At 70.1% G+C, this 24404-nt stretch carries 17 protein-coding genes and 2 pseudogenes; 2 read left to right on the plus strand and 17 right to left on the minus strand.

Features of this window, described 5'->3' with window-relative positions:
• A partial coding sequence (locus ACWDZ7_RS39940; protein ID WP_451803672.1) for a hypothetical protein occupies window positions 1-185 on the minus strand: 185 nt, incomplete at its 3' end.
• A gap of 504 nt (window positions 186-689) precedes the next feature.
• Here ACWDZ7_RS39940 and ACWDZ7_RS39945 point away from each other — a divergent pair.
• Entirely contained in the window at window positions 690-836 is a 147-nt protein-coding gene (locus ACWDZ7_RS39945; protein WP_451803673.1) for a hypothetical protein, read from the plus strand.
• 418 nt (window positions 837-1254) lie between these two features.
• Window positions 1255-1398: pseudogene (locus ACWDZ7_RS39950) on the plus strand (DUF6009 family protein); the annotation flags it as partial.
• Between the two features lie 307 nt (window positions 1399-1705).
• Here the strand turns inward: ACWDZ7_RS39950 and ACWDZ7_RS39955 are convergent.
• The 16 genes and pseudogenes from ACWDZ7_RS39955 to ACWDZ7_RS40030 all read right to left on the minus strand — a co-directional run bounded on the left by ACWDZ7_RS39955 (window position 1706) and on the right by ACWDZ7_RS40030 (window position 23513).
• Entirely contained in the window at window positions 1706-1801 is a 96-nt protein-coding gene (locus ACWDZ7_RS39955; RefSeq protein ID WP_451803674.1) for a type II toxin-antitoxin system RelE family toxin, read from the minus strand.
• 189 nt (window positions 1802-1990) lie between these two features.
• A pseudogene (locus ACWDZ7_RS39960) lies at window positions 1991-2113 on the minus strand (ATP-grasp peptide maturase system methyltransferase); the annotation flags it as partial.
• Window positions 2114-2320: 207 nt separating this feature from the next.
• Window positions 2321-2989 (minus strand): M15 family metallopeptidase, encoded by a 669-nt coding sequence (locus tag ACWDZ7_RS39965; RefSeq protein WP_451803675.1) that lies wholly within the window; start codon window positions 2987-2989, stop codon window positions 2321-2323.
• Window positions 2964-4274: an MDR family MFS transporter gene (locus ACWDZ7_RS39970; RefSeq protein ID WP_451803676.1), complete on the minus strand. Its 1311-nt coding sequence runs from the start codon at window positions 4272-4274 to the stop codon at window positions 2964-2966. Before ACWDZ7_RS39970 ends, ACWDZ7_RS39965 begins: the two co-directional genes overlap by 26 nt.
• A gap of 3 nt (window positions 4275-4277) precedes the next feature.
• The gene (locus tag ACWDZ7_RS39975; protein WP_451803677.1) at window positions 4278-4490 is read right to left on the minus strand and encodes an MbtH family protein; all 213 of its coding nucleotides are present in this window, start codon (window positions 4488-4490) and stop codon (window positions 4278-4280) included.
• Window positions 4490-5269, minus strand: coding sequence for a thioesterase II family protein (locus tag ACWDZ7_RS39980; protein ID WP_451803678.1), 780 nt, complete (start codon window positions 5267-5269; stop codon window positions 4490-4492). The genes ACWDZ7_RS39975 and ACWDZ7_RS39980 overlap by 1 nt, the downstream gene beginning before the upstream one ends.
• The gene (locus tag ACWDZ7_RS39985; protein ID WP_451803679.1) at window positions 5266-6771 is read right to left on the minus strand and encodes a lyase family protein; all 1506 of its coding nucleotides are present in this window, start codon (window positions 6769-6771) and stop codon (window positions 5266-5268) included. The genes ACWDZ7_RS39980 and ACWDZ7_RS39985 overlap by 4 nt, the downstream gene beginning before the upstream one ends.
• Window positions 6768-8024 (minus strand): ATP-grasp domain-containing protein, encoded by a 1257-nt coding sequence (locus ACWDZ7_RS39990; RefSeq protein ID WP_451803680.1) that lies wholly within the window; start codon window positions 8022-8024, stop codon window positions 6768-6770. Before ACWDZ7_RS39990 ends, ACWDZ7_RS39985 begins: the two co-directional genes overlap by 4 nt.
• Window positions 8021-9079 (minus strand): PLP-dependent cysteine synthase family protein, encoded by a 1059-nt coding sequence (locus ACWDZ7_RS39995; protein WP_451803681.1) that lies wholly within the window; start codon window positions 9077-9079, stop codon window positions 8021-8023. The genes ACWDZ7_RS39990 and ACWDZ7_RS39995 overlap by 4 nt, the downstream gene beginning before the upstream one ends.
• Window positions 9072-9989: a GHMP family kinase ATP-binding protein gene (locus ACWDZ7_RS40000; RefSeq protein WP_451803682.1), complete on the minus strand. Its 918-nt coding sequence runs from the start codon at window positions 9987-9989 to the stop codon at window positions 9072-9074. The genes ACWDZ7_RS39995 and ACWDZ7_RS40000 overlap by 8 nt, the downstream gene beginning before the upstream one ends.
• Entirely contained in the window at window positions 9977-17941 is a 7965-nt protein-coding gene (locus ACWDZ7_RS40005; protein ID WP_451803683.1) for an amino acid adenylation domain-containing protein, read from the minus strand. The genes ACWDZ7_RS40000 and ACWDZ7_RS40005 overlap by 13 nt, the downstream gene beginning before the upstream one ends.
• A 169-nt stretch (window positions 17942-18110) precedes the next feature.
• Window positions 18111-19370 (minus strand): ATP-grasp domain-containing protein, encoded by a 1260-nt coding sequence (locus ACWDZ7_RS40010; RefSeq protein ID WP_451803684.1) that lies wholly within the window; start codon window positions 19368-19370, stop codon window positions 18111-18113.
• A gap of 52 nt (window positions 19371-19422) precedes the next feature.
• A complete protein-coding gene (locus tag ACWDZ7_RS40015; RefSeq protein ID WP_451803685.1) occupies window positions 19423-20562 on the minus strand; it encodes a GNAT family N-acetyltransferase in 1140 nt (379 codons plus the stop codon).
• A gap of 10 nt (window positions 20563-20572) precedes the next feature.
• Window positions 20573-21229 (minus strand): C39 family peptidase, encoded by a 657-nt coding sequence (locus ACWDZ7_RS40020; protein ID WP_451803686.1) that lies wholly within the window; start codon window positions 21227-21229, stop codon window positions 20573-20575.
• Window positions 21226-22500: an MFS transporter gene (locus ACWDZ7_RS40025; RefSeq protein ID WP_451803687.1), complete on the minus strand. Its 1275-nt coding sequence runs from the start codon at window positions 22498-22500 to the stop codon at window positions 21226-21228. Before ACWDZ7_RS40025 ends, ACWDZ7_RS40020 begins: the two co-directional genes overlap by 4 nt.
• On the minus strand, window positions 22497-23513 hold the full coding sequence (locus tag ACWDZ7_RS40030) for a D-alanine--D-alanine ligase family protein (RefSeq protein ID WP_451803688.1): 1017 nt from the start codon (window positions 23511-23513) through the stop codon (window positions 22497-22499). The genes ACWDZ7_RS40025 and ACWDZ7_RS40030 overlap by 4 nt, the downstream gene beginning before the upstream one ends.
• Window positions 23514-24404: the final 891 nt, after the last annotated feature.

Below are 24404 nucleotides of genomic sequence, written 5' to 3' on the forward strand. Positions count from 1 at the left end.
GTGTCCACTTGGAAGGCCAGGCCCTGCCATCCGGGCCTACCGGGAGCTTCTTCGTGCAGCAGGTTGCTGCCGTCGAGCCGACTCTCCAGAAGCCGCTCCCAGGCCCAGAGGAAGCCGTCGACGGATTGATTGGCCCAGCGCCGCGCTGCGGGGGGTGTGTACGCGCTCTTTGCCCTTGAAGTCATCGACGAGGACGAAGTCGATTGGGGCGTCCGAGGTCTTGTCTACGAGGTCGTCGATCTCGTCACGGGCCTTGATCTAGTGGCCACGGTCCGAGAGACAGCCTCGAGGACCTCCTCTGCGGCGAGCTCGCCGCTGGCCACCAGCTCGCTGGCTATGTAGGCGAAGAACTCAACACAGCCAACCGCACCGGCAGTACCGCGAAAGTTGCAGGGACCAAGGACATACCACGAGGGTTTAGGCAGTAATCAAACCAGCGTGGGACGACACCGCCTCGGTCGGCTCATACCTTTTTGCCAGCCCCGCCCGCTGCTGGTGCCTTCCAGTGCGCGGCGAGGTGCTGGAACGTGACCAGGACCAAGAGGAGGAGCTTCATGCGCGTGCGACATGCACTGGTAGGCGCGGCCCTAGGGGGCGCGCTCGCCCTGGGGGGCGCGGTTTCGACGGCTCAGGCAGCTGAGCCCGCACCGGCACCGAAGACCTCGGCCAGCGAGACGAACGTTGGGACCATGGCCAGCTGGCACTTCTACGCGGCCTACTGGACCCAGAGCGCATGCGCCGCTGTGGGGGAGCAGAGCAACGCACAGGCCTACCGGTGTGACTACAAGAAGGGCAACGACGGCAAGTGGAAGTGGTTCTTGTACCTCAAGTACTAAAGAGTCCGCTGGCGGAGTAGAGGCTCTGCCTTGCAACTCATCCGAAGCATTGCTGTCAAGTGGCCTCCCGAGCGGATTTCCCGGCCACAGTCAGCCGATGAGGGCCCACAGTAAGATCGTTTCTGTGGGCCCTCGTCCAATGGCCGCAAGTACTTACCCCGGCCTCGCCCTGCTGGATGCCCCGCCATGAACCAATGCCCGCGCCCCTGCGGCGAACTGCCGCACACCGGCCGAGGCCACCGGCAGGTCCGGCAGTGCCTACCCGCCCGCAACTGCCGGACTTACCATGCAGCCGCAGGGCCACGTCCGGCATCGGGCGGCTCACCACGCCACGAGGCGGGCCGTGACCGGGTCCCGCAGACGAAGGAGGGGCAGCAGCCATGAGCTCGCTACTGACCGAGGGCGATCTCACCCACGAAGAACAAGCCTCCCCGGTGGCCTGTATCGCGAAGGCGCCCCCGGCGAAGCCGTGGACCCGCGCACCATCGAGGTGAAGAAGGTGGGGGAGAAGACGCCACGCTCGCAGAGCGGGCCGGCTGCCGTAACCGGCTCCCGCTCCTGACGGTTTGCGGAAACTGCTGAGATCGGCTTGGCTGCCCGAGCGCGTGGCGGCAGACATGGGCTACTGAGGCCACGTTCGCGGCGGTTGTGGCCTGCCGCCGCAACGCGCGGTCCCGGACGCGCGATGCGAACCGGGGCCCTCAACTGACGTCTGTGGCGCTCGTTTCCAGGCTTTTGGCGGACTATCTCACCGGTGACCGCATCCCGCCATCACCCACATGAGTGGGTTTGCGTCTCAGTGTGGAGAGCCCGTCCCTGGCTCCACACGCTGAACGGGCGGCCTCATCTGGGCCGCCCCTTCGGCTTGTTCAGCGCACGCGTCCCAGGTGGATCACGCTGACACGGATCTGCTGGTCGTTGATCTCGTACATCACGCGGTACCCGCCGACGTGGACGCGCAGCACGTCGGCGCTGCCGAACGCTCCCTTGGGACGTGGGACGTGGGTCGGCGGTGAGGCGGTCGACGGCGGCGAACACCTGACGGACCCCTTCGGGGTCGTCCTTGGCGAACTGCTCCGCCTGGGCAAGAGCCTCTGGTTCCCAGATGATGCCGTAGCTCACGCCTCAGCTTCGCCGAACACCTGGCGGTACACGATGGAGGTGATGTCGGCGGAGCCGAGCCGTTCGCACGCGAGCGCGGTCGAGTAGCACGTCCCCGTGCCGATCTCCAGCACCGTGTGCCCCTCGTGGAGGTCGGCGTCGGCCCACATCAGCAGCCCGGCACCGCTCACTCCCACGCCGGCTCCACTGGTCCTACTGGCGTAGACACCACCAGGCCATCGCCCGCCGCTGCCGCTACCAGCGCCGAACACACCCCGGTCAGGTCAGTCACGAACCACCGCCACCCTGACGCGGCGTCAGCCCGATAGACTCCAAGAAGAGCCCGTGAACAGGACAAATGCAGAAGCACGACTCAAGTACTGCTAGGGCCGGTCCGCGCTCGGGAGGTCATTCACGCCGTAGAGGGCTGCCGGCGCCTGTGTGGCCAGTGCCCAGTAGCGGTCCCCGAAGGACCAGTGCCACCACTCGGTGGGGTAGTTGACCAGACCCGCCGAGCGCAGGGCGGCATTCAGTACGTTCCGGTGGAGCCGAGCCCGAGCACCGATGTTGTCCGCCTCCGTGTAGCAGGCACCGTCGCTCTCCTCCGGACTCGCGTTCACCCGCGTACCGAGGTCCAGTTCACGGCCGTCCGTGTCGGCGAGCGTCACGTCGACGGCCGCGCCCGCGCTGTGCGGGGCGATCCCGGGAGGGGACACATAGCGGCTGGCGGCGCGTCGGACGCGGTCCTCCGGCCAGCGGGGGTGAGCGGCACGCAGGTCGTCGAAGTACTCCTGGAAGTAGGAGCGTTGCAGGCCAGGGGGCCGGTATCCCTCAATGAAGAGGAGCCGGAGGCCGTCGGGGAGGTGCGACTGGGCCTCCATGAGCCGCTCCAGCACGCCGCTTCGCAAGTGGGCGAAGGCCCCCGCGTCGTCGTGTTTGCGGTCGTCGATCAGCAGCGCCTTCCGCAGGCTCGAGTCGACGAGCGGTTCGCCCGATTCCCGCACCGGTACGGCCTCGACTCTGGGATCAGACATCAGAATGATTTCCGTCATTCGCCCATCTTCCCCCGAGCGTTCGGCCCACGTCGTCCGGGCCGGCGGCGGCACCCGGTCTGGCCTCGGCCGTCGCCCCCTTGCTCCACCGCAGCAGCAGCCAGTAGCCTGCGGCTGCGACCGTGCCCACCACGGCGCAGGCACCCCAGACGGCCGTGGAACCGTAGCGGTCCAGCACCGCCCCGCCCGCCGCCGGGCCGCAGAACGCCGACGCCGACGCCGCCAGCGTGTACACGCCCTGGTACCGCCCGCGCGCCTGCGGCGGCGACAGTTCCGCCGCTGCCGCCATCGACGCGGGCTCGTGCACGATCTCCCCCAGCGTCCAGACCGCCACGCTCGCGGCATAGAGCCACAGGGCCCCGGCCCGGCCGTCGCCGCCGGCGACAGCGGTGACCCCGAAACCCCAGCCCAGCAGTAGAGCACCGAACGACAGCCGCGCGACCGGTTCGCGCCCCGGGGCCCAGCGCGAGGCGGGCAGTTGCAGGACCACCACGAGCAGCCCGTTGAGCGCCAGCACCCGGCCGTAGTCGGACGCGGTGAGACCGGCTTCGCTCATTTCGATCGGCAGTGTGGTGAATGCCTGCTGCAAAACGCTGCCCAGCAGGAACGTGAGCCCGACCAGCGCCATGAAGCGCCGGTCCCGCCAGACCTGCCCGATTCCCGTTCTCGGCCCACGTTCGACCGGCCCGGATGCCACCGGCCCGGTCTCGGGGACCCGGGCGAAGACGACCACCGCGCACAGCGCCGTCATCAGCGCGTCGCCGAGGAACAGCCACAGGTACGTCCGCTCGGCGATGAGCCCCGCGACCGCGCCCGAGACGGCGAATCCGACATTGATCGCCCAGTAGTTCAGGGAGTAGGCGCGCACCCGCTGCTCAGGCCTCACGAGGTCGACCATCATCGCCGACACCGCCGGCCGGGAGGCGTTGGCGGTCAGTCCCACCGCACCGGCCACAACCGCGATGACGACCGGCTGGGTGACGAACCCCAGCGTCGCCGTGGTCGCCGCCGCGCCGAGCGACGCGGCCAGGAGGGTGATGCGCCGGCCGAGCCGGTCGGCCAGCACCCCGCCGGCCACCGCCGCCACCGAGCCGCCCAGCCCGTACAGGGCCGCGACCAGACCGGCGTACGCCGCCGAGAATCCCCGCTCGGTCGTCAGGTACAGAGCGAGAAAGGGGACGACGAAGCCCCCCAGCCGGTTGACGAGAATGCTGACCCAGAGCCACCAGTAGGCGGCGGGCAGCTCCGACCGGGATCTGCCCGCCCCACCTCGCGGATCCGACACGCCCTAACCCTGCTTCATCGTGGCGATCAGGCTGTGCGGCCGCATGTCGCTCCAGGCTTCCTCCACGTACTCCAGGCACCTCTCTCGCCGGCCCTCCCCGAACACGACTTCCCATCCCGGCGGAACCGCGACGAACGACGGCCAGAGCGAGTGCTGGCCCTCCTCGGTGACCAGGACGAGGAATCCGGCGTCCGCGTCCTCGAACGGATTGGGCATCACGCGTTCCTCTCCTCGGGCAGGGATCGGGGCGCCGCCGAGCCCAGGCGGCCGAAAAGGTCCCCGAGCAGTGCCGGTGTCTTTTCCGTCAGGTAGAAGTGACCGCCTTCGAAGGACCGCGCCGTGAAGGCAGAGGCGGTGACCTTCGACCAGGCCGCGACGGCCGCTTCGTCCGCATCCGTGTCGCTGTCCCCGGAGTACACGGTGATCGGCGCGTTCAGCCGGGTGGACGGCGCCCGGTAACGGGCGATCAGTTCGTAGTCCGCCCGGATCGCCGGCAGGACGAGCTCGCGCAGCTCCGGGTTGTCGAGGACCGCGGAACGGGTTCCGCCCAGGCCGCTGACGCTCTCCAGTAGCTCCTCGTCCGCCATCTCGTGGTAGGGCAGGCCGAGCCCGTCCCGCCCCGGGCCGGGGCGGGCGGAGACGAAGAGACAGGACAGCGCGACGCCGTACTCCCGCTCGAGCCGCCACGCCACCTCGAAGGCCACCGCGGCCCCCATGCTGTGCCCGAAGAACGCCAGCGGCAGGTCGCGCATGCCCAAGCACGCCCGTACGAGAGGCTCGGCCAGATCCCGCATGGCCGTCGCGGGCTCCTCCAGCAGCCGGTCTTCCCGGCCCGGGTACCTGACCGCCATCAGCTGCACGTCGTCCGGCGTGTGCTCCGCCCAGGGCTGGAAGAAGCTCGCTCCCCCGCCGACGTGCGGAAAGCAGACCAGGCGGAGTCTCGGCCGGGAGGGCTTGGTGAGGTTTCTCAGCCAGTCCGTCGTCGTCTCGTTCACGACCTCACCCTCCCTACCGCCGCGTCCAGTAGCTCCGCGGCCGATGTCCATCGGTCGTTCCGGCCGGCCAGGTCGGCGCGGAGTGCCTCGTGGTCGGCCCGCAGTACGGCGAGAGCGCGGACGGCGGAGTCGCCGCCCGGTCCGCCGCCGTAGGCGTTGGCCTGGGCGACGGCCGCCGGGTGAAGCCAGTCGTCGAGGTCGCCCGGCGGCGCCGCGCCAGCGATCTTGGGCACGGTGGCGGCCGTCTGCGCGAGAGGCCGGGAGGTGTCGAGCGCTTCCAGCGCCGTACGCCCCACGAGATGGTGTGCGGCGCGGAACGGCATGCCCGACGCCACCAGCCGCTCGGCCAGGTAGGTGGCGGAGGTGAAGCCCTTGACGGCACGGCGCAGCATGCGGTCGGCGTCCGGCTCGGCACCCGCCACCACCAGACGCAGCAGGACCACGGCGTCGGTGGTGCCGCGCAGGCCCGGCCAGACGTGGCGCATCGCCTCGGTGCCCACCGCTATCGCGTTGGTGTAGGGCGCGGTGGCCATCGCGGAGGCTGCGGCGGTGAACGCCCCCAGGGCCGAGGTCGCCCGGCCCTGGATGTGCTCGATGAGGAACGGGTTGCGCTTCTGCGGCATCATCGAACTGGAGCCGACCAGGGTGTCGGCGAGACGGATCAGCGACGCCTCCTCGGCGGTCCACGCGGCCAGGTCGCGCGCGGCGCGCGCAGTGGTGACGCCCAGGACCGTCGCGGCGGCCAGCAGCCGCATCCCGAAGTCGCGGGAGGCGACCGCGTCCACCGAGTTGGAGGCGGTGGTGGCGAACCCCAGCAGCTCGCCCGTGCGGCCGGTGTCGATTGGTATGGACGTGCCGCCGACGGCGCCCGCGCCCAGGGGGTTGACGTCCAGCTCCCGCCCGGCGTGGAGCAGATCGGCGAACGCGCGCACCACCGAGCAGCCGAGCGCGGCGAGGTAGTGGCCGTAGGTGATGGGGACGGCGGGCTGGCCGTGGGTGTAGGCCGGCATCGTGACCGCCCGGTGCTGCCACGCTCCGCTCAGCAGCACCGCGGTCAGCTCGTCGACGGCCTTCAGCAGCGGCCGGACGTGGCGGCGGGCGCGGAGACGGGCCGTGGTGGCGTTGAGGTCGTTGCGCGAGCGGCCGGTGTGCAGCACCCCACCGACGTCATCGCCGAGTTCCTCCCGCAGGTGGGACTCGTAGGCGAGGTAGACGCCCCGTGGCATGGGCTTCGCCCGGACGGGCGCGAAGTCCTTCCGGCGCAGTCCGTCGATGGCCGTCAGCAGGGCGGCGGCGCGGGGCGCTTCGACGATGCCGCGCTCGACGAGCATGATCAGGTGGGCACGGTCGACCTCGGTGATCAGCCGGAGTTCCTCGCCGAGCCCGTCGGCGGTGCCGTCGTCGGGCAGGTACTGGTCGTATACGAGGGCGTGGGCCTCCGGGTCCAGGCCGGTGCCGAGTCGTCCGGTGTCGACTCCTGGAATGTTCTCCTCCACGGTCACGGGTGGTCCGGTCCTTTCTGCTGGTCCAGCACGGCGGCCAGGTGGGCCAGTCCGTTCTCGGCGGATATCGCGGCGGTCGCCATCTCGTCCGCGACGGCGATGACGTGGCCGATGCGGCCGCGGAAGTCCTGAGCCGGGGCGACCCGCTCACCGGGGCCGCGGTGGAGCACCGCCGCGACCACCCCGGGTGTCGTGCGGCCGGCTTCCAGCGCCGCCGACAGCACCGGCGCGCCAGCGAGGGTGCCGGAGCGGTGGGCGGTGAGGAAGCGGATGGCGGCGGACCGGGACAGGCCCGACGGCCGGCCCTCGGGGGTGAGTCCGGCCGCCAGCGCCACCTGGTCGTGGACGAGGTCGACTGCGAGCGCCCTGCGGACCAGCTCGGGGATCATGCCGCCGGCCAGCCGCGGGTTGACCTCGATCACCCGGACGTCGTCGCCGTCCATGCGGAGTTCCACATGGGCCGCGCCCCACCCGAGGCCCAGCGCCTTCACGGCCCGCACCGCGACCTCTTTGAGGCGCCCTTCGGCCGGGGGCGGCAGAACGGCCGGCAGGTCGTGGCCCATCTCGAGGAAGTCGGGCAGTGGGCCAAGCCGTTTCGTGACCACGACCACGGCCTCGTGGCCGAAGACCTCGACGGAGTATTCGGCACCACTCAGATACTCCTCGACGAGGATCTCACCGGAGGCCGCGAGCCCGCGCTCGTTCACCTTCGCGGCGGTAAGTGCCGCCGCGTGGGCGGCGACCGCCGCCGGGTCCGCGCATAGCCTCACTCCGAGGCTGCCCGAGCCCTGCGCCGGTTTCAGGACCACCGGGTGGCCGATCCGCTCGGCGGCGAGGACCGCCTCACCGGCGTCGCGTGCTACGGCGAAGTCGGGCACCGGAACCGCGCCTTCGACCAGCAGTTGGCGCTGTCGCACCTTGTTCCGGCATCCGCGCACGGCATTGGCGTCGGGTCCCGGCAGGCCGAGGGCATGGGCGGTGGCCGCGGCCGTGGCCACGTAGTACTCGGAACTGGAGAGGACACCCGCGAGGCGCGTGCGCCGGCCCAGGCGCCGCGCCGTGTCCAGCACGGCCCGGTCGTCCGAAGTGTCGGCGAGTTCGGTGCGCAGACCGTCCTCGGTCGCGTAAGGGTAGCGGCTCGGGTCCGTGGTGACGAGCACAGGCTCGATCCCCAGGGCGGCCGATCGCCGCGCAAACTGGCGCCCCGTCCCTGTCGTGTTGCTCTCGACCAGGAGGAGTACGGGCCTCGTCATGCGTCGTCCTCCACGGCGGTCGCGTGGTCGTGGCCGCGTCGGCCCCAGAGCAGCCTCGACCAGGTGCGGCCGGCCTCCCACGGCCGCCGGACCAGGCGCGGGCCCTCCGAGTTCGCAGCCGGTGTGATCCCCTGCGCGCGCAGCCATGCCTCGTTGTAGACGGTCGACTGGTAGCGGTATCCCTCGTCCGGCAGCAGCATCAGCACCCGGTGGTCCGGATGCCGGTCGGCGTACCACGAAGCGACCTGGAAGGAGGCTCCGCTGCTCGGCCCCATGAAGAGGCCATGCGTGGCGTACAGCTCGTGGGTGGAGTGGAACGCCTCGGCGGGCGTGACCCAGTGCACCTCGTCGTAGGCGGAGTGGTCGACATTGCCGGGAACGATGCTGCTGCCCAGACCGCGCAGCACGCGTGGGCCCTCGGTGGCCCCGAAGATGACGGAGCCGTGGGTGTCGACGGCGACGAGGCGCAGGGCGTCGCCACCGGCGCGCAGGGACGCGGCCACACCGCAGGTCGAACCGCCCGAGCCGACGGGGCCGACCAGGCAGTCGATCGAGCCGAGAGTCTGAGCGATCTGATCGCCGACCACCGCGTAGGAGGCCGGGTTGTCGGGGTTGTCGTACTGGCGTGGGACGAAACTGTCGGGGCGTTCCCGGACCAGCTCCGCCACGCGTGCGAGGCGCGCCGCCTGGATCCCGCCGGGCCGCCCGTCGTCCTCTACGATTTCCACCTGTGCCCCGAGTCTTTCGAGGCGGTTGCGCAGGTCCTGGTCGATCGCCGGGTCGCCCACCACGGTGAGCGGATAGCCGCGCAGGCGGCAGACCATGGCGAGTCCCAGGCCGAAGGTGCCGGAGGAGGTCTCGATCACTGGGGTGCCGGGGGTGAGCAGGCCCGCGCGTTCGGCGCTGTCGACCACATACCGGGCGGGCAGCAGTTTCATCAGGCTGAAGGCCGCCGCGTAGAGATTGTCCCGGACCTGGATGAGGCGGGGCAGTTCGGTGGCTTCGAGGACTGACTCGTAGACGCGGGGCCGGATGTGCAGCAGTGCTTCAGTCATCTGTGGAGAAGTCCCATTGCTCGGTGATTCCGATGTCGTGGAGCAGCTGTCGTGCGTGGGCCACCCTCGTGTGGACATCCGGATCGTTGCGGTCGAAGACCATGCCGGCGATGTCACCGCTGTGCGCCGCCTGCAGGCCGACCGCTCCGACCTCGCGGACGACGGCGAGCAGGTGCTCCAGCTCCGGTATGGGGAGGTGCTCTTGGTTGATCCGTGTGCTGGCCGTGGCCACTTCACCGAGCAGCGCCACGTCCTTGGTCAGGACGGCTTGGCGCAGCATGGCCCGCAGTTCGGCGAAGCGGTCGATCTGCCGGGGGGTGTAGCGGGCGGGTGCCACCGCGAGGGTGTCCACGCCGCGTGCGCGGCCGTGTGGCCGTGCCCCGAAGCCGAGGACGCGGGCCGGCGGCAGCGGGGAGCCGTAGTCCTCCAGCACGTCTCCGTCGCGATGGGCGAAGAGCAGTGCGGTGGGTCCGAACATCAGCGAGTCCGAGGCGGTTTCGGCTCGGACCGCGATCCGGGCGATGTCCTCGTCGGGGAGCACGTGGGAGAAGGTGTCGCTCACCGCCCGGATCGCGGCCAACACGTCGCTGGTCGACGAGCCGAACCCCCGACTCACCGGCACGTCACCGGTGAGCTCCAGGCGTCCGCCGCACGGCAGCCCCAGTTCGGTCAGGGTCAGTTCCGCGGCCGCGGCCGCCTTGCTCTTCCAGTGCGGCGTGATGACGAGCGAGTCCCGGCCGCCGCTCGGGACGAAGGCCGCGTGCACCCGGTACAAGGGGCACGGGAGCGTCACCAGCCCCCTGCGCAGGCTCCCCTGGTGCCGGAAGATGCCCTGCAGTATCTCGCCGTGGTGGACCGGGGCCGAGGCGGTGCCCACGGTTCGGACGTCGTACTCGGTCACTTCTCCCACCGCGACCCCTCCAGCAGAGCGGCGACCTGCGCGACGGTGGGGTTCGCGAACAGGTCCCGGAGGCCGAACCCGGTGGCGAAGGCCGTGCGGATCCGGGAGATGAGTCGTACGGCCAGCAGCGAGTGCCCGCCGAGTACGAAGAAGTTCTCCTCCGCACCCACGCGTGTCACGCCCAGCACATCGGCGAAGTGGCCGGCCACTTCCTTCTCGCACGGTGTGACCGGGGCGCGTCGTGCCGTCACCGCTGGCGACGGTGCGACGCGGGACGGCGCCGAGGGCCGGTGCGGTCCCGGCCCGGCGGCCACCTCCACCCGCCGCACCGGAAGGTCCGGCGAGTTCTCCAGGGCGGCCACGATCCCTCGCGTCGCGGCCTGCATCCAGGTGCAGACCGTCTCGGGGGGCAACGGTGCCGCGGACTGGACGGTCAGCCGGAAGCCGGTGCCGAGGTCGTCGACCGACACCGTGACCGGGTAGTTGGTGCGCTCGCCCACATGCAGCGTCTCGACCCCTTCCAAGCCGGCTCCCGCCCCCGGTCCGTCCTCGCTGTAGCGGTAATTGAGGAGCGTGGTGACCAGTGGGGTCCCCGGCCCGACGCCGCTGGACCGCTGGGCGACGGCGAGCGGCGCGTGTTCGTGCGTGAGCAGTTCCGCCATCTGGGCCTGCAGTGCGCGGACCGCTTCCAGAATGCCGGCGTCGCCCAGGCGCACCCGGACCGGCAGGGTGTTGAGGAACATCCCGCACATCCGGTCGGCGCCCGCCCCGGCGTCCATCCGGCCGAACAGGACGGTGCCGAAGGTGACGTCGTCACGTTCGGCCGCGAAGGCGAGGACCCGCGCCCACACCAGGTGGAAGAGGACGGCCGGGCTCACAGCCAGCCGACGTGCCTGCTCCCGGACCCGCCTGGCGAGGTCCGGGTCGAGCGACGCGCCGGCCTCCACGGCGACCGCTCCGGCGCCGAGGACGTCCGTCAGGCCGCAGGGAGCCGTCGGCTCGGTCACGTCTCCCAAGAGCTCCGTGAAGTAGCGCGCGTGGTCTGCCCGGGCGGCGTGGCGCCGGGCCACGACTACGAAGTCCCGGAAGGGGGCGGGGGCCGGCAGCCCATCCCCTTCTCCCTTCAGAAAAGCGGCGGTCTCCCTCAGAGCGACCGCGAGACCCGTGTGGTCCTGGGCCAGCTGATGGAACTGGAGGATCATGTTCCACTGGCCGGTGTCCGCTTCGGGCGCGATGTGGGCGCGCAGCAGGGGTCGGCCGAGGTCCATGGGCAGGCCGGCCACGGCACGCGACAGTGCCCGCGCGTCGGGGACACCCTCGCGGGGCTCCACGGAGACGACGGGGAGGTCGACGTCGCGGAGCACGACCTGCACGGGTTCGCGCAGGCCCTCCCACACCACGACCGCGCGCAGCGCCTCGTGCCGGTCGACGACCTTCCGCAGGGCGTGGAGGAAGGCGTCCAGACGAGCCCGGGAGTCGAAGCGCAGGGCGGTCGGGAGCACGTAGACGTCGTCGTTCCGGTCCTTGTCGAGCAGGTGATGGAAGAGGATGCCCTCCTGTAGCGGGGTCAGCGGGTAGAAGTCGGCGATGTTCGCGGCTCCGCCCGGGACGGAGGCGCCGATGCGCTCCCGCTCCTCGGTGTCCAGGTCCGGCTGGTGGGCCTCGGCCGTCTCGCTCGACCCGTTCTCCTCCAGGAGTGTCCGGCTCCGGGCCCCCTCCGTCCCGGCCGCCGCTTTCGCGGCGAGCCGGCCGGCCGTCGGTGAGGCGAACAGCGTCCGCACATCCACGGAGAGGCCGCGTTCCCGCAGCCGGGCCACGAGGGAGACGGCGAGCAGGGAGTGCCCGCCGAGTTCGAAGAAGTTTTCGTCCACCCCGACCCGTGACAGACCGAGTACTTCGGCGAAGACGTCGCAGTACATCTGCTCCTCGGGTGTGGCAGGGGCCCGGTAGGAGGCTTGAGCTTCGAGGTCGGGGGCGGGCAGGGCGCGGCGGTCGAGCTTGCCATTGACCGTCAACGGCAGCGCGTCCACCACGACGAACGCCGACGGAACCATGTAGTCCGGCAATGCCCGGCCCACCCGGTCCCGCACCTTCCCCACATCCACCACACCCGCACCGGCACCGGGCACCACATACGCCACCAGCCGCTTGTCCCCCGGACGGTCCTCCCGCACCACCACAGCCACGCGCCCCACACCGGGACAAGCGGCCACCACCGCCTCCACCTCCCCCAACTCGATCCGGAAGCCCCGCACCTTCACCTGGTCGTCCACCCGGCCCAGGAACTCCAGCGCCCCGTCGCCACGCCGACGCACCACATCACCCGTCCGGTACATCCGCTCACCCACCCCACCGAACGGACACGCCACAAAACGCTCCGCCGTCAGACCCGGCCGTCCCATATACCCCCGCGCCAACCCCGCCCCCGCGATGTACAACTCACCCGCGACCCCCACCGGAACCGGACGCAACGCCCCGTCCAGCACATACAACCGGGTGTTCCACAACGCACGACCAATCGGGATCGAGGTTTCCCCGCTCCCTTCACGGCACTGCCAGTGGCTGACCTCCACCGATGCCTCGGTGGGTCCGTAGAGGTTGTGCAGCGGGATGCCGAACAGGTTGTGGAAGCGTGCCACCAGCGGGGCCGGCAGGGCTTCGCCGGAGCACAGGACCCGCCGCAGACTCGTGCAGGCCGGGGCGTCGGGCTCCTCCAGGAAGGACTCCAGCATCGGCGGGACGAAATGCACGAGGGTGACCCGCCGGGTGCGGATGGTCTCCGCCAGATACGACGGGTCCTTGTGCCCGCCGGGTTCGCAGACGACGACAGCCGCGCCCGTCACCAGGGGCCAGAACAGCTCCCGGACCGAGACATCGAACCCGACGGGCGTCTTCAGCAGTACCCGGTCCGTCGCGGTCAGCGGGAATTCGGCCTGCATCCACCGCAGCCAGTTCACGATCCCCCGGTGGGGGACGACCACGCCCTTGGGACGCCCCGTGGAGCCGGAGGTGTACATCACGTAGGCGGGGTGGTCCGGGTGCACGGCGGGCAGGTCGTCCGCAGGCGCCACGGCCTGGCCGCCAGCCGTCGGCCAGGCGGCGTCGACCACGAGGACGGGCCGCGCGTCACCCAGCACGAAGTCGATGCGCTCGTCGGGGTGTTCGGGGTCCAGGGGCAGATAGGCGGCGCCGGTCTTGAGCACCGCCAGCAGCACCACGATCAGCTCCGCAGAACGGTCCATGCGGACGGCCACCGTGCGTTCCGGTCCCGCTCCGCGCTCCCTCAGGCTGTGTGCCAGCCGGTCGGCGCGTGCGTTCAGCACGCCGTACGTCATCTCCGTGTCGCCATACACCACCGCGACCGCGTCCGGGGTGCGCGCCGCCTGCGTCTCGAACAACTCATGCAGTGCCACCGCGGGCAGCGGCGACTCGGCACCGTTCGCGCCAGCCAGCAGTCGGTGCCGCTCGGCCTCCTCCAGGATCTCGAGGTCACGGACCTTCCGGTGCGGTTCGGCGACCGCGGCTTGGAGCACGCGCACGAAGCGGTCGGCGAGGGCGCCGGCCGTGGTGGAGTCGAACAGGACGGGTGAGAAGTCCAGGTTGCCGACCACGCCCGCGGGGCGCCCCGCGGCGTCGAACCTCTCGGTCAGGTCGAAGTCCAGGTCGAACTTGGCCGGGAGAGGCGGCGCGGGCAGTTCCTCGACGTCGAGGCCGGGCAACCGCAGCTCGGCCCGCGTGTTGTTCTGGAGCGCCAGCATGATCTGGAAGAGGGGGTGCCGCCCCGCCGAACGGGCCGGCGCCAGGTCTTCGACGAGCAGGTCGAAGGGCATGTCCTGGTGCGCGAGTGCCGCCAGACACCGCTCCCTGACCCGTGCCAGCAGCTCGGCGAAGCTCGGGTCGCCGCTCAGGTCGGTGCGCAGAACCAGGGTGCTGACGAAGAAGCCGACCAGATCGTCGGTGGCGTCGTCCGTCCGTCCGGCGACCGGCGTGCCGACGGGTATGTCGGATCCCGCGCCGAGCCTGTGCAGCAAGGCCGACAGCGCCGCGTGCAGCACCATGAACGGGGTGGCGCCGTGCTCCCGGGCGAGCGTGACGAGTTGGCGATGGACGGCGGCCGGGACCCGCACGGGGACCGCGTTCTGCGGCCTGCCGCTGTCGTCGGGCCGACTCCGGTCCACCGGCAGTTCCAGCTCGGCGGGCAGATCGGCCAGCGCCTCGCGCCAATAGGCCGACTGCCGGGACAGCAGACTGTCCGGATCCTTCTTGTTGCCCAGCAGCTCCCGCTGCCACAGTGTGTAGTCCGCGTACTGGACCGGCAGCGGGGCCCACCGCGGGCCGCTGCCGCGGCGGCGGGCCGTGTAAGCGGCGGACAGGTCCCGGGCGAGCGGGGCGAGGGACCATCCGTCCGCCGCGATGTGGTGGGCCACCAGCACCAGCACGTGCTCGTGGGGACCGTCCGCGAAGAGCGTTGCCCGGAAGGGCACGTCGCTCGACAGGTCGAACGGCTGCCGGACGGCGGCGAGTACTGCCTCCCGTGTGCCGGCTCGCTCTCGGCCGGGGCCAGCCTCGACCACGGTCAGCGCGACGGCGAGGTCCTCCGGTGCGAGGATCCGCTGCCGCGGCTCCCCGCTCACGGCGGGGAAGACGGTCCGCAGTGACTCGTGGCGGGCTAGGACATCGGTGACGGCCGCCGTGAGCGCGTTCCGGTCGAGGCGACCGGTCAGGCGTACGGTGAGGGGGACGTGGTAGGCGGGGTTCGGCCCCTCCAACTGGGCGAGGAACCACAGTCGGCGCTGCGCGAAGGACAGGGGCAGGACCTCCGGTCGTGCCACCGCGGTCAGGCCGTCGAGGGCCTCGCCGGCCCCTTCCGCACGGGCGGCGAGGCCAGCCGCGGTGGGGCTGTCGAACAGATCCCGGATGCCGACCTCGACGCCGAGCCGGGAGCGGATGCGGGAGACCAGACGGGTCGCGAGGAGCGAGTCTCCGCCGAGCGCGAAGAAGTCGTCGTCGGTTCCCACGTCGGTGACGCCCAGCACCTCGGCGAACAGCGCGCACAGCGCCTTCTCGGCCTCGTTGGACGGGAGTCGTCCGACGCCCGCGGTCGTCAGGTCGGGGGCGGGCAGGGCGCGGCGGTCGAGCTTGCCATTGACCGTCAACGGCAGCGCGTCCACCACGACGAACGCCGACGGAACCATGTAGTCCGGCAATGCCCGGCCCACCCGGTCCCGCACCTTCCCCACATCCACCACACCCGCACCGGCACCGGGCACCACATACGCCACCAGCCGCTTGTCCCCCGGACGGTCCTCCCGCACCACCACAGCCACGCGCCCCACACCGGGACAAGCGGCCACCACCGCCTCCACCTCCCCCAACTCGATCCGGAAGCCCCGCACCTTCACCTGGTCGTCCACCCGGCCCAGGAACTCCAGCGCCCCGTCGCCACGCCGACGCACCACATCACCCGTCCGGTACATCCGCTCACCCACCCCACCGAACGGACACGCCACAAAACGCTCCGCCGTCAGACCCGGCCGTCCCATATACCCCCGCGCCAACCCCGCCCCCGCGATGTACAACTCACCCGCGACCCCCACCGGAACCGGACGCAACGCCCCGTCCAGCACATACAACCGGGTATTCCACAACGCACGACCAATCGGGACGAGCGCCTCGGGTACCGCGTCGGCGGCACGCAGCGGATTGACGGTGGAGAACACGGTCGTCTCCGTCGGGCCGTACTCGTTGGCGACCACTGTGCCGGGGCACGCTTGGAGTACCCGGCGGACTGCTTCGGGCGAGACGACGTCACCACCGACCCAGATCTCCCGGACCCCGGTGAAGCCGGCGGGATATTCCTCGGCCATCACGCCGAAGAGGCCGGAGCTGACGAACATGCCAGTCACCTTCTGTCCGGAGACGACCTCGGCCAGCGTGGCGGTGTCGAGCCGTCCCGCGGGCGCGACCACGACGCGGCCGCCGGTCAGCAGAGGGGTCCAGATCTCGAAGGTCGACGCGTCGAACGCGTACGGCGAGTGCATCAGCACCCGCTCGTGGTTGCCACCGCGCCAGTAGCGGTCCCCTGCGAGGTGGACGACGTTGCGGTGTGTGTTAGCCACGCCTTTGGGCGTTCCGGTCGAGCCGGACGTGTACATCACATAGGCCAGTTGCTGAGCGTGCGTACCGACTCTCGGATCGCTCGCAGGCCCGCTGTCCGCGGTGTCCGCGCGGTCCACGCGCAGGATCGGTACGTCGGCCGTGAAGCCCATGTCGTCGCGCTCGCGGTCGGTCAGGAGGGCCACAGCCGCGGTGTCGCGCAGGATGAACTCCGAGCGGGAGGCGGGCTGGCCCGGATCGATCGGCACGTACACCGCTCCCGCCTTCAGCACGGCGAGCGAGGCCACCACCAGCTCCGGGGCGCGCTCGTGCAGAATCGCGACCCGGTCCTCGGGCTGTACCCCGGAGGCGATGAGCCGGTGCGCCAGGCGATTGGCACGGGCGTTGAGTTCGCCGTAGGTGAGTGCCGCCGCGCCCGCCACGACGGCGACCGCGTCCGGGTGCTCGGCCACCCTGGCCTCGACGAGCGTGTGCACGGCGGCGTCCGCGGTGAAGTCCACCGCGGTGTCATTGCCTTCGGTGAGGGCCCGGTGGCGTTCCTCCGGTCCGAGCAGTTCCACCCGACCCACCAGGCGGCCGGGCTCGTCGGCGAGCTCCACCAGGATGCGCGCGAGGCGCGCGGCGTGGGCGGCGAGCTCCGCGGGCTCGTACAGGGCGGGGTTCGCCTCCACCTCCAGGCACATGGTCCGGTCGGCCCGGCGTTCACGCAGGACGAGGGAGATGTCCTGGACCGGGCCGTCGGCGAGGCGGTGGACGGTGGCCGGGTGCTGGCCGAAGCGCACGGGGCCGTCGTCCACGCGGGCATCGATCCTTGTCGTGGCCAGGGGCCGGGTCAGGTCCCGGTCCAGGTCCGCGGCAGGGTGGCGCCGGTGCCGGATCGCCTCTTCCACGGCATGGCCCGCCTGGTGGATCAGGGCAATGACACCCTGGTCCGGTCGTACCGTCAGACGCAGAGGCAGGACGTGGGACACCGGTCCGGGAAGCGCCTTCGTCGCCTCGTCGCCCCGGCCCGTCACCGGCAGGCCGAGCACCAGGTCGGTCGCACCGGTGAGCCGGCTCGTGTACAGGGCCGTCACCGCCGCCAGCAGCGCACAGCGGCCGGTCTGCAGGCGGCGCGTCATGGCGCGCAGCGCATCCGACTGCCGGCGCGTCAGCTCGACGGTGTGCCGCAGGCTGGTGTGCGAGGGGGGTCCATAGGCCCCGGCGAGGCTCACGGGGTCCGGCAGATGCTCGAGCCGCCGCGACCAGTAGCGGCGGTCCTCCTCGCGCTGCGCGGAGCCCCGGTACTCGGCCTCCTCGTCGATCAGGTGCCGGAACGGCGCGAAGGGACCGTCGTCTGCGGGGGTCCGGCCGTCGACGAGGGCGCTGTACACCTCCGCGACCCGCGCCGTCACGCTGCGGCTGGTGTGGCCGTCGGCCAGGAAGGTGTGCAACCGCTGGTACCAGAGATGACGGTCGTGAGCCGCCCGGAAGAGCACATGGGTGACCCCGTGACCGGCCCGGAGGTCGGGAACGGTGGCCATGTCGGCGCGGATCTGTTCCTGCGCCGCGGCCCACGGATCGGACGCGCCGCTGACATCCACCACCTCCCACCTGAACGCGTCGGCCGCCCCGACCGACTGCCGGGGATCCTCGTCGGAGCCGGTCGGGACGAGCCGCAGCGCCTGACACTCCGCCATCACGCGGCGCACTGCAGAGGCGAAGAGGTCAGTGTCCACCGGTCCGTGGATGTCGGTGCACTCGCAGACGTGGTGGGCGGGGTTCGCCGGGTCCGTCCGCCGGGCCGACCACGCCTCCAACTGCCCGGTCAGAAGAGGTAGCTCAACGGTTCGAGAATCCGGCATGTCAGCGCTCCGCTTCCATCGGCGTCGGTACTGCTGGGCTGTTGCTGCTCGGTGGGGCCGGTTCCGGCGACACAGGGGGAGGGCACCGGTGGGCCGGACGTGCCTCGTGCGGGATGTCAGCTCGCCGGACGTTCCCGGGAGGCCGTCCGGCAGCCGGCGTTCCGGCGGCTCATCGGATCTCGTAGGAGATGTGCGACGCTGCCTTCCTGGCCAGCGCGTAGGACTCCTCGCGGCTGTCGCCCACCGCGTGGACGTAGCCGATGTACTGGCTGTTGGACTCCACCTGGCTGCTGACGTCGTCACCGAGTTCGACGTAGAGCCCCGCGGCACGGCATCCGGTCACCGCCACCGCCTCGTCGAGTCCGCCCACCGCCTCCAGCCGCCCGGAGGCCGGAGCGGTCAGATACAGCTCCGTCACCGCCTGCGTGGAGGTGAGGTCGGGGGCCGGGGTTCCGGTGAGCTTCGCCATGAGCAGCTCGGCCGGCGGTATCCGGGTGACCTCGGTGATGGCGTGCTGGACACCAGCGCCGACGAGGCGGGGGTTGAGCTCCACCAGCCGGGGTCCGTCCGCCGTGAGGATGAACTCCAGGTGGAAGGCGCCGAAGTCGTATTCCAGCGCGGCCAGCGTCTGGGCGACGTACGCGTCGGCACCGGCGAACGGAGCGTCCGCCGCGAAGCGAACGGCGAGTTCCACAAAGCGCGGCGGGGCGGAGAGCACACGGTCGGAGTAGCCGATGACGCGCACCTCGCCGGAGTCGACGAATCCCTCCGCGCTCATCAGCGGGCCTTCGAGTACTTCCTCGAACAGAAGCCGGCGCTGCGGGCGGACGCGTCTGCCGTACGCGCGCTTCAGGTGCCGGGCCGCCACCTCGCGTACGGCGCGGTCGTCCTCCGCCAGTATCACGTCCCAACTGGACGCCCCATCAACCGGCTTGACAATGCAGGGATAGCCGATCGGGGAGCGCAGGTCCTCGTCGAACGCGGACCTGACGCCCCACTCGATGTCGGGTACTCCGGCAGCTGCGAGAGCCGCCCGGGCCACGGCCTTGTCCCGCGCGATGCCGGCGCCCAGGGGCTGGGGGCCGACCAGATGGAGCTTGGCGGCGACCGCGGCCGCGACTCTGACGAAGCTGTCCACCGAGCTGAAGACGGCGACGATCTCACCGTGCAGGGCCTTCAGAACATGGGTGACGTCGGCGGCGTCGGTGGTGTTGGTGATCAGCCACGCGTCGACCACGTCGTCGAACTGATCACCGTAGGAGGCGCGGTCGGATACCGCGACCGCGGTGCGCAGTCCCCTACGTCGGACGGCTTCCAGCTGAGCGCGGCAGGGAGCCACTACGGCTCCGCCGGCGAAGAGCTGGCTCTGGCCGTCACCGGGCAGCGTGTGCAGCTCCACGAAAACGACCCAACCGCTGCGTGCGGGCATGGGTTCCCCCAGTTCTGTCGGTGATTCGGTGATTCGGTGATTCGGTGAGAGGTCACAGCGCGGCGGTGAGGAAGCGGGACCTGTATCGGTCCGCTGCTCCGCCCATCTCCGCGGCGAAGCTCTGCCAACGGGCGTCGTTGTGCGCGCGTGCCGCGGCGTGATCGTCTGCGAGGCCCGGCCCGGTGCGCAGTCCCCAGAGCAGGTCGACGTCCGCGCCGCGGCGGAGCTTCGGCCTCAGGGTGCCGATTCCCAGGTGGAGCCGGGACACCCCCCTGCGGTAGGCCGCCTCCATGGGGCGGTAGTACAGCAGCTCGAAGTACTCCGCCGCGTCCGCAGGACGGCGGTGGTCGAACCCGTAGGCCCTCGACGTGACTTCCGCGGGCGCCTCGTAGGTGAGGGTGCAGCCCACCGTGCGGCCGTCCTTGTGGCAGGCGTGCACCACTCCCGCATCGCCGGTCGCCTCGGCCTGCTCGCGCATGAGGGCGCGGATGTGACCGGGGTCGCCGGGTTCGCCGTGGTGGCGTTGGTGCGAGGCGATCAGCGGGCTGATGTCGTCCCAGCACTCGGCCAGCGGCCGCTGAGAACACGTGTAACCGGCGGCCTGGAATGCCTGTCTGTCCTTACGGATCTGCCGTCTCATGCCGCTCGACCCGGACTGCAGGTAGTCCTCGAAACTGTCGCCGGGCAGCGAGATGGCGCAATCCGCGGCGAGCAGCCTGGGCAGGGAACCCGTCGCGTACGGCAGCAGGGACTCGGTGTCGGACTCATTCAGGTACAGCCACCACGCGTGCCCGTCGGCCTCCTCGGCCGCGATGCGGCCGACAGCGTCGACCAGTCGCCCGACGAGGTCCCGGCGCCGCTCGCCGTCCCCCTCCAGGAGGATGCGGTTCGCATAGCCACGCCGGTTCCCCGCCAGCACGGTACGCCCCATGCTCCGGGGCTGCTCCGGCAGGTCGGGAAAGAGCCGGGCGGGGTCGTACATGCCGCTGGCCTCGGAGGTCACGAGGTACACCGGGAGCCCCGTGACGAGCCGGCCCGCGCCGCCGTAGACGAGGACGTAGTGCACCGACGACCCGGGGTCCCTCTCCTGGTACGTCAGCCATGCGTGACTGCTGTAGAAGCCGCCGCCGGCCATCGCGTCCCACGCTGCGCTTCCCACCTCGTCGAGGCTCTTCACGATCTCGGTCTTCATCAGGTCTCCCTCACGAGCAGTGGGCGGGCCGGGGACGGATCCGGAGCAGGCTCGCAACCTCGGGCCCCACGTCGTCCGCGATCCGCGCGAGAGGCCAGTCCTTCGGCCACAAAGAGACGGCCCTGCCCGTCCAGCTCGCCCAGAAGCGCCGTCCGGGCAGTTCCGTGTGGTGGGCACCCCACCGGGAGGGGTCGGCGAACGCGACGTACCGTCCGTCGTCCCTCACGGCCTCGCCGCAGAACACGACGAGGTGCCCGCCCTTGCGGCCGTCCTCCGGGAAGCGGAAGGTGCACGAGACGATGCTCGGAATGCCGGCCTCGGCAACGCCGCGCAACTGGGCGGCCGACGTGTACGGCGCCGCCGCGCCGGTGAGCCCGTACGGACGGGCGACCTCGACGAGCATCCGGTGGATCCACCCCCGCGAGGTATGGGCGCCCAGAGCCAGCCCTTGGCGCAGCAACTGACGCTGCGAAGGGACCGGAAGGCCGTAATGGTCGAGGATCGATCGGACACAGGCCAGTCCGCAGCACTTCTCGCCCCAAGTCTCCGGACCACCGGGGGGCCATACGAAGCCGCTGTCGGCCCGCTCCTCCTCAGTGAAGTGCTGGGCGTAGCGCCGCACGTCGAGCGGCATGGCGGCCGTGGACTTCCCTTCACGCGCATTCATGAGGAGGCCGCGCTCCGCTCCGAGGGCCGGACCGGAGCCGTGAGCACGGGGCGGACCGTTTCCCGGTCGCGGTGCGCCCACATCGCCGCCGCCGAGGCCAGGACCCCGGACACCAGGAAGAATGCCGCGAGCGCGGCCCATCCCAGGGTGCCGTTCTTGAGGACCAGCACGGCCAGCACCGTCGGGGCGAGGGCACGCATCACGCCCGGTCCGAGTGCGAACACGCTCTGGTAGGAGCCTTGCGCGTCGTCGGGGGCCAGTTCGAAGCCGAAGCAGAACTCGGCGGAGGTCTGCCACAGTTCACCGGCGGTGTAGACGACCGCCCAGAGCAGGAGGACAGCGACGCAGAGCACCGGGCTCAGCGCCGAGGTGCCGGCCAGCGTCAGGCAGGCCGCGGCCAGGACCACACCGGTGACCCGCGCCATCCGGGCCGCCTGGGGGACGGTACTCGCCCGGCGGCTGACCCGTACCTGGAAGAGCACGACGAGGATCGTGTTGACGATCATGATGACGGCGATCGACCACTTGGGAGCCTCGGTGTAGTCGGCCACCCAGAGAGGCAGGGCGAAGCTGAGCACGCTCACGTGCAGGGCCAGGAGTCCGTTCGCCGCGGTCACCGCGAGGTAGCGCACGTCAAGCAGCGGGCTCGCGCCGCGAACGACGCCGGACCCGGCGGCACGGGATGGGGTGCGTTCGACCCTCACACCGGCCAGCATGGCCGCGGCGACGGCGAAGAGAACGGCGTTGCCGGCCACTACGCAGGTGTACGCTGCCGCCGTGTCCACCAGCAGCGACACACCGGCGATGAGTGTGCCCACACCCAGGCCCACGTTGGTGGCGGTGCGGAGTTGGGCCCTGGCAGTGATGCGACTTTCCTTGCCGCTCATGGCATGGATCAGGGAACCCACCGTGCCCGAGATCCCGCGGTCCGCGATCCCGCTGAGGACCGCCACCACCAGGAACCAGGAGAAGTCCCGGACCTGGGTGAAGGCGGCCATCATCAGTGCCTGGCTCACCAGCAGCGTGACGTAGACGGGCTTGGCGCCGAAGCGGTCGGCCAGTCGGCCGAAGACCATCATGAGAGCCAGCCCCACCCCGGTTCCCAGGGTCAGGCCGAGGGCCGTCTGCTCCACCGTCAGGTCGACGGCCCGGGTGAAGAACAACGTGCCGCTGGTGATGTACAGCCCGCTGCCGACGGTGTTGATGAGGTTGGCGATCGCGAACCGACGCAGTCCTCCCGGTGGGGGGAGCAACTGGAGCCGGGCGATCACCGGACAGTCCACGGAGCGGGTTCGAACGACTCAAGGGCATGGACGACGAGGCACTCGATCAATTCCGAGTACGCCATACCTTCGAGTTCACAGGAAACAGGAAGATTACTGTGCTGCTGCAAGCCCGGATTGGTGTTCACTTCGAGCGCGTAAGTGGTTCCGAGGTCGTCGATCATGTAGTCGACGCGAATGGCACCGCGGCAGGCCAGGAAATCATAGACGCATCTGGTCCGCTCGGTCAGATCCTTGACGACGTGCGGCGGCAGGTCATCCGGTACGACGTACTCGACCTTTGGCGCCTCGGAACCACCGAGTTTCGTGGACTCATCATAGTACGAGGACTCGGTGATGAATTCGAGTGGCGGAAGCACCATGGAGCCCTCCGCCGACTCGACCGCACTCACGGTGACGGCCCTGCCGTGGATGAATTCCTCGAGGAAGAGCCGCTTAAATCCCCGTCGATTCAGGGTTTCGACCTCCCGCGCTAATTCACCGGGATCGTTGAGCATAGCCATGCCGATGCTACTGCCGCCGTCCACTGCCTTGAGCATCGTGGGGAACGTGAGATCGGCTGACACTTCTGCGGCCGCCTCGGGACGGAGAATGGGAACGCCGCGGGGGACGGGGATGCCGAGATAGGCGAATATCGCCTTGCTGGCCAGCTTGTCCATGCCGATGCTGCTGGCCAGTACCCCGGACGAGGTGTAGGGGATCGAGAGATAGTCGAGCAGTCCCTGGATCCTTCCGTCTTCACCGTACGGCCCGTGTACGTTGAGAAAGGCCATATCGAAGAGTTGGATACGCTCGATGAAATCGTCGCGTGTCGGATCTAAATGCTCGGCCTCAAAGCCGAGTTCCATAAGTGCTTCAAGAATTGCCGAAAGCGACCACTCTGCACGCGGTACCTTCCGGATGTATAAGGCATCCTCCTCGGATACCGCGCCGTACACCACGGCGATCCTCTTGTCGCGAAACAATTCCACCTGCCGCCTTTTACGCTCTGCCGTCTTCACTTGACCCCCCGCCCCGCTCTCTTTATTGACGGCCTGACCGGCCGCCGTTCAGTTTTCCCGTTGTCGAACTTCGTCACTCGCGACCGGAAATGCGACACCATCGACCGGGAGGAGTGCACCGGAAAAGGGAAAATCCCACGTGCAGTAAACCCCCGACCCCCGCACTTCTAGACGGCGCAACAAAGAGACCGACTGATGGTTTGAGTGCCGCCACTTATCTACGGCGCTCCACTGTTGCACCGGGCAATCGATTGAAACGTTAACACCTAGTCGAGAGCCCTCAAAAGGCAAATCGTTCAGGAGATCAAAAAGAGTCACATGGTCTTTTCTGATCCCCCGACTCCGTTCCGACTCCCTTAGCGCAATCTTTACCGAGTGGCCCGCCGATGCATGTTAAAGTTCGCATCCGTGTTGCGCGCGTGTTAAATATCATGGCAAATCAGACAGTGTCGGCAGCTGTAGTTGGGATCATGCGAGCGGGCAAATAGGGAAGAACTTTTGCGTCCACGGAGGAGTCGGTACACTCAATGGCCGAGAATCGACTCATGGGCCGCGGCTCACGCGGAGCCGTGCACGCCCGCTGGTGCCGGTAAGAACGCTGTCCCCCCCCGCAAGCGGCGGGGGTCACGTCCGGCGACGTGCGGCGGCGTCACGTCCGGCGATGTGTCGGGCGACCGCGTCGACGCCGGGTCGGGCGTATCGCTCCAGGGCGCGGACGGAGGCGTGGCGGGAGCGGGACACCAGCATCGGGGTGGAAGTGCCGTCCTCAGCGTCGTGCGCCAGGGCGCTGTGCCTTACTGGCTCTAACAAAAGCTGTTGATCAAGTGACTATCGGCTTGGTGGCTCGTTGGTCAGGTCATGGCGAAGCGTCAGTCGCGGCCGTGGATCGTG

The sequence above is a fragment of the Streptomyces sp. NPDC003032 genome, from assembly GCF_053591415.1.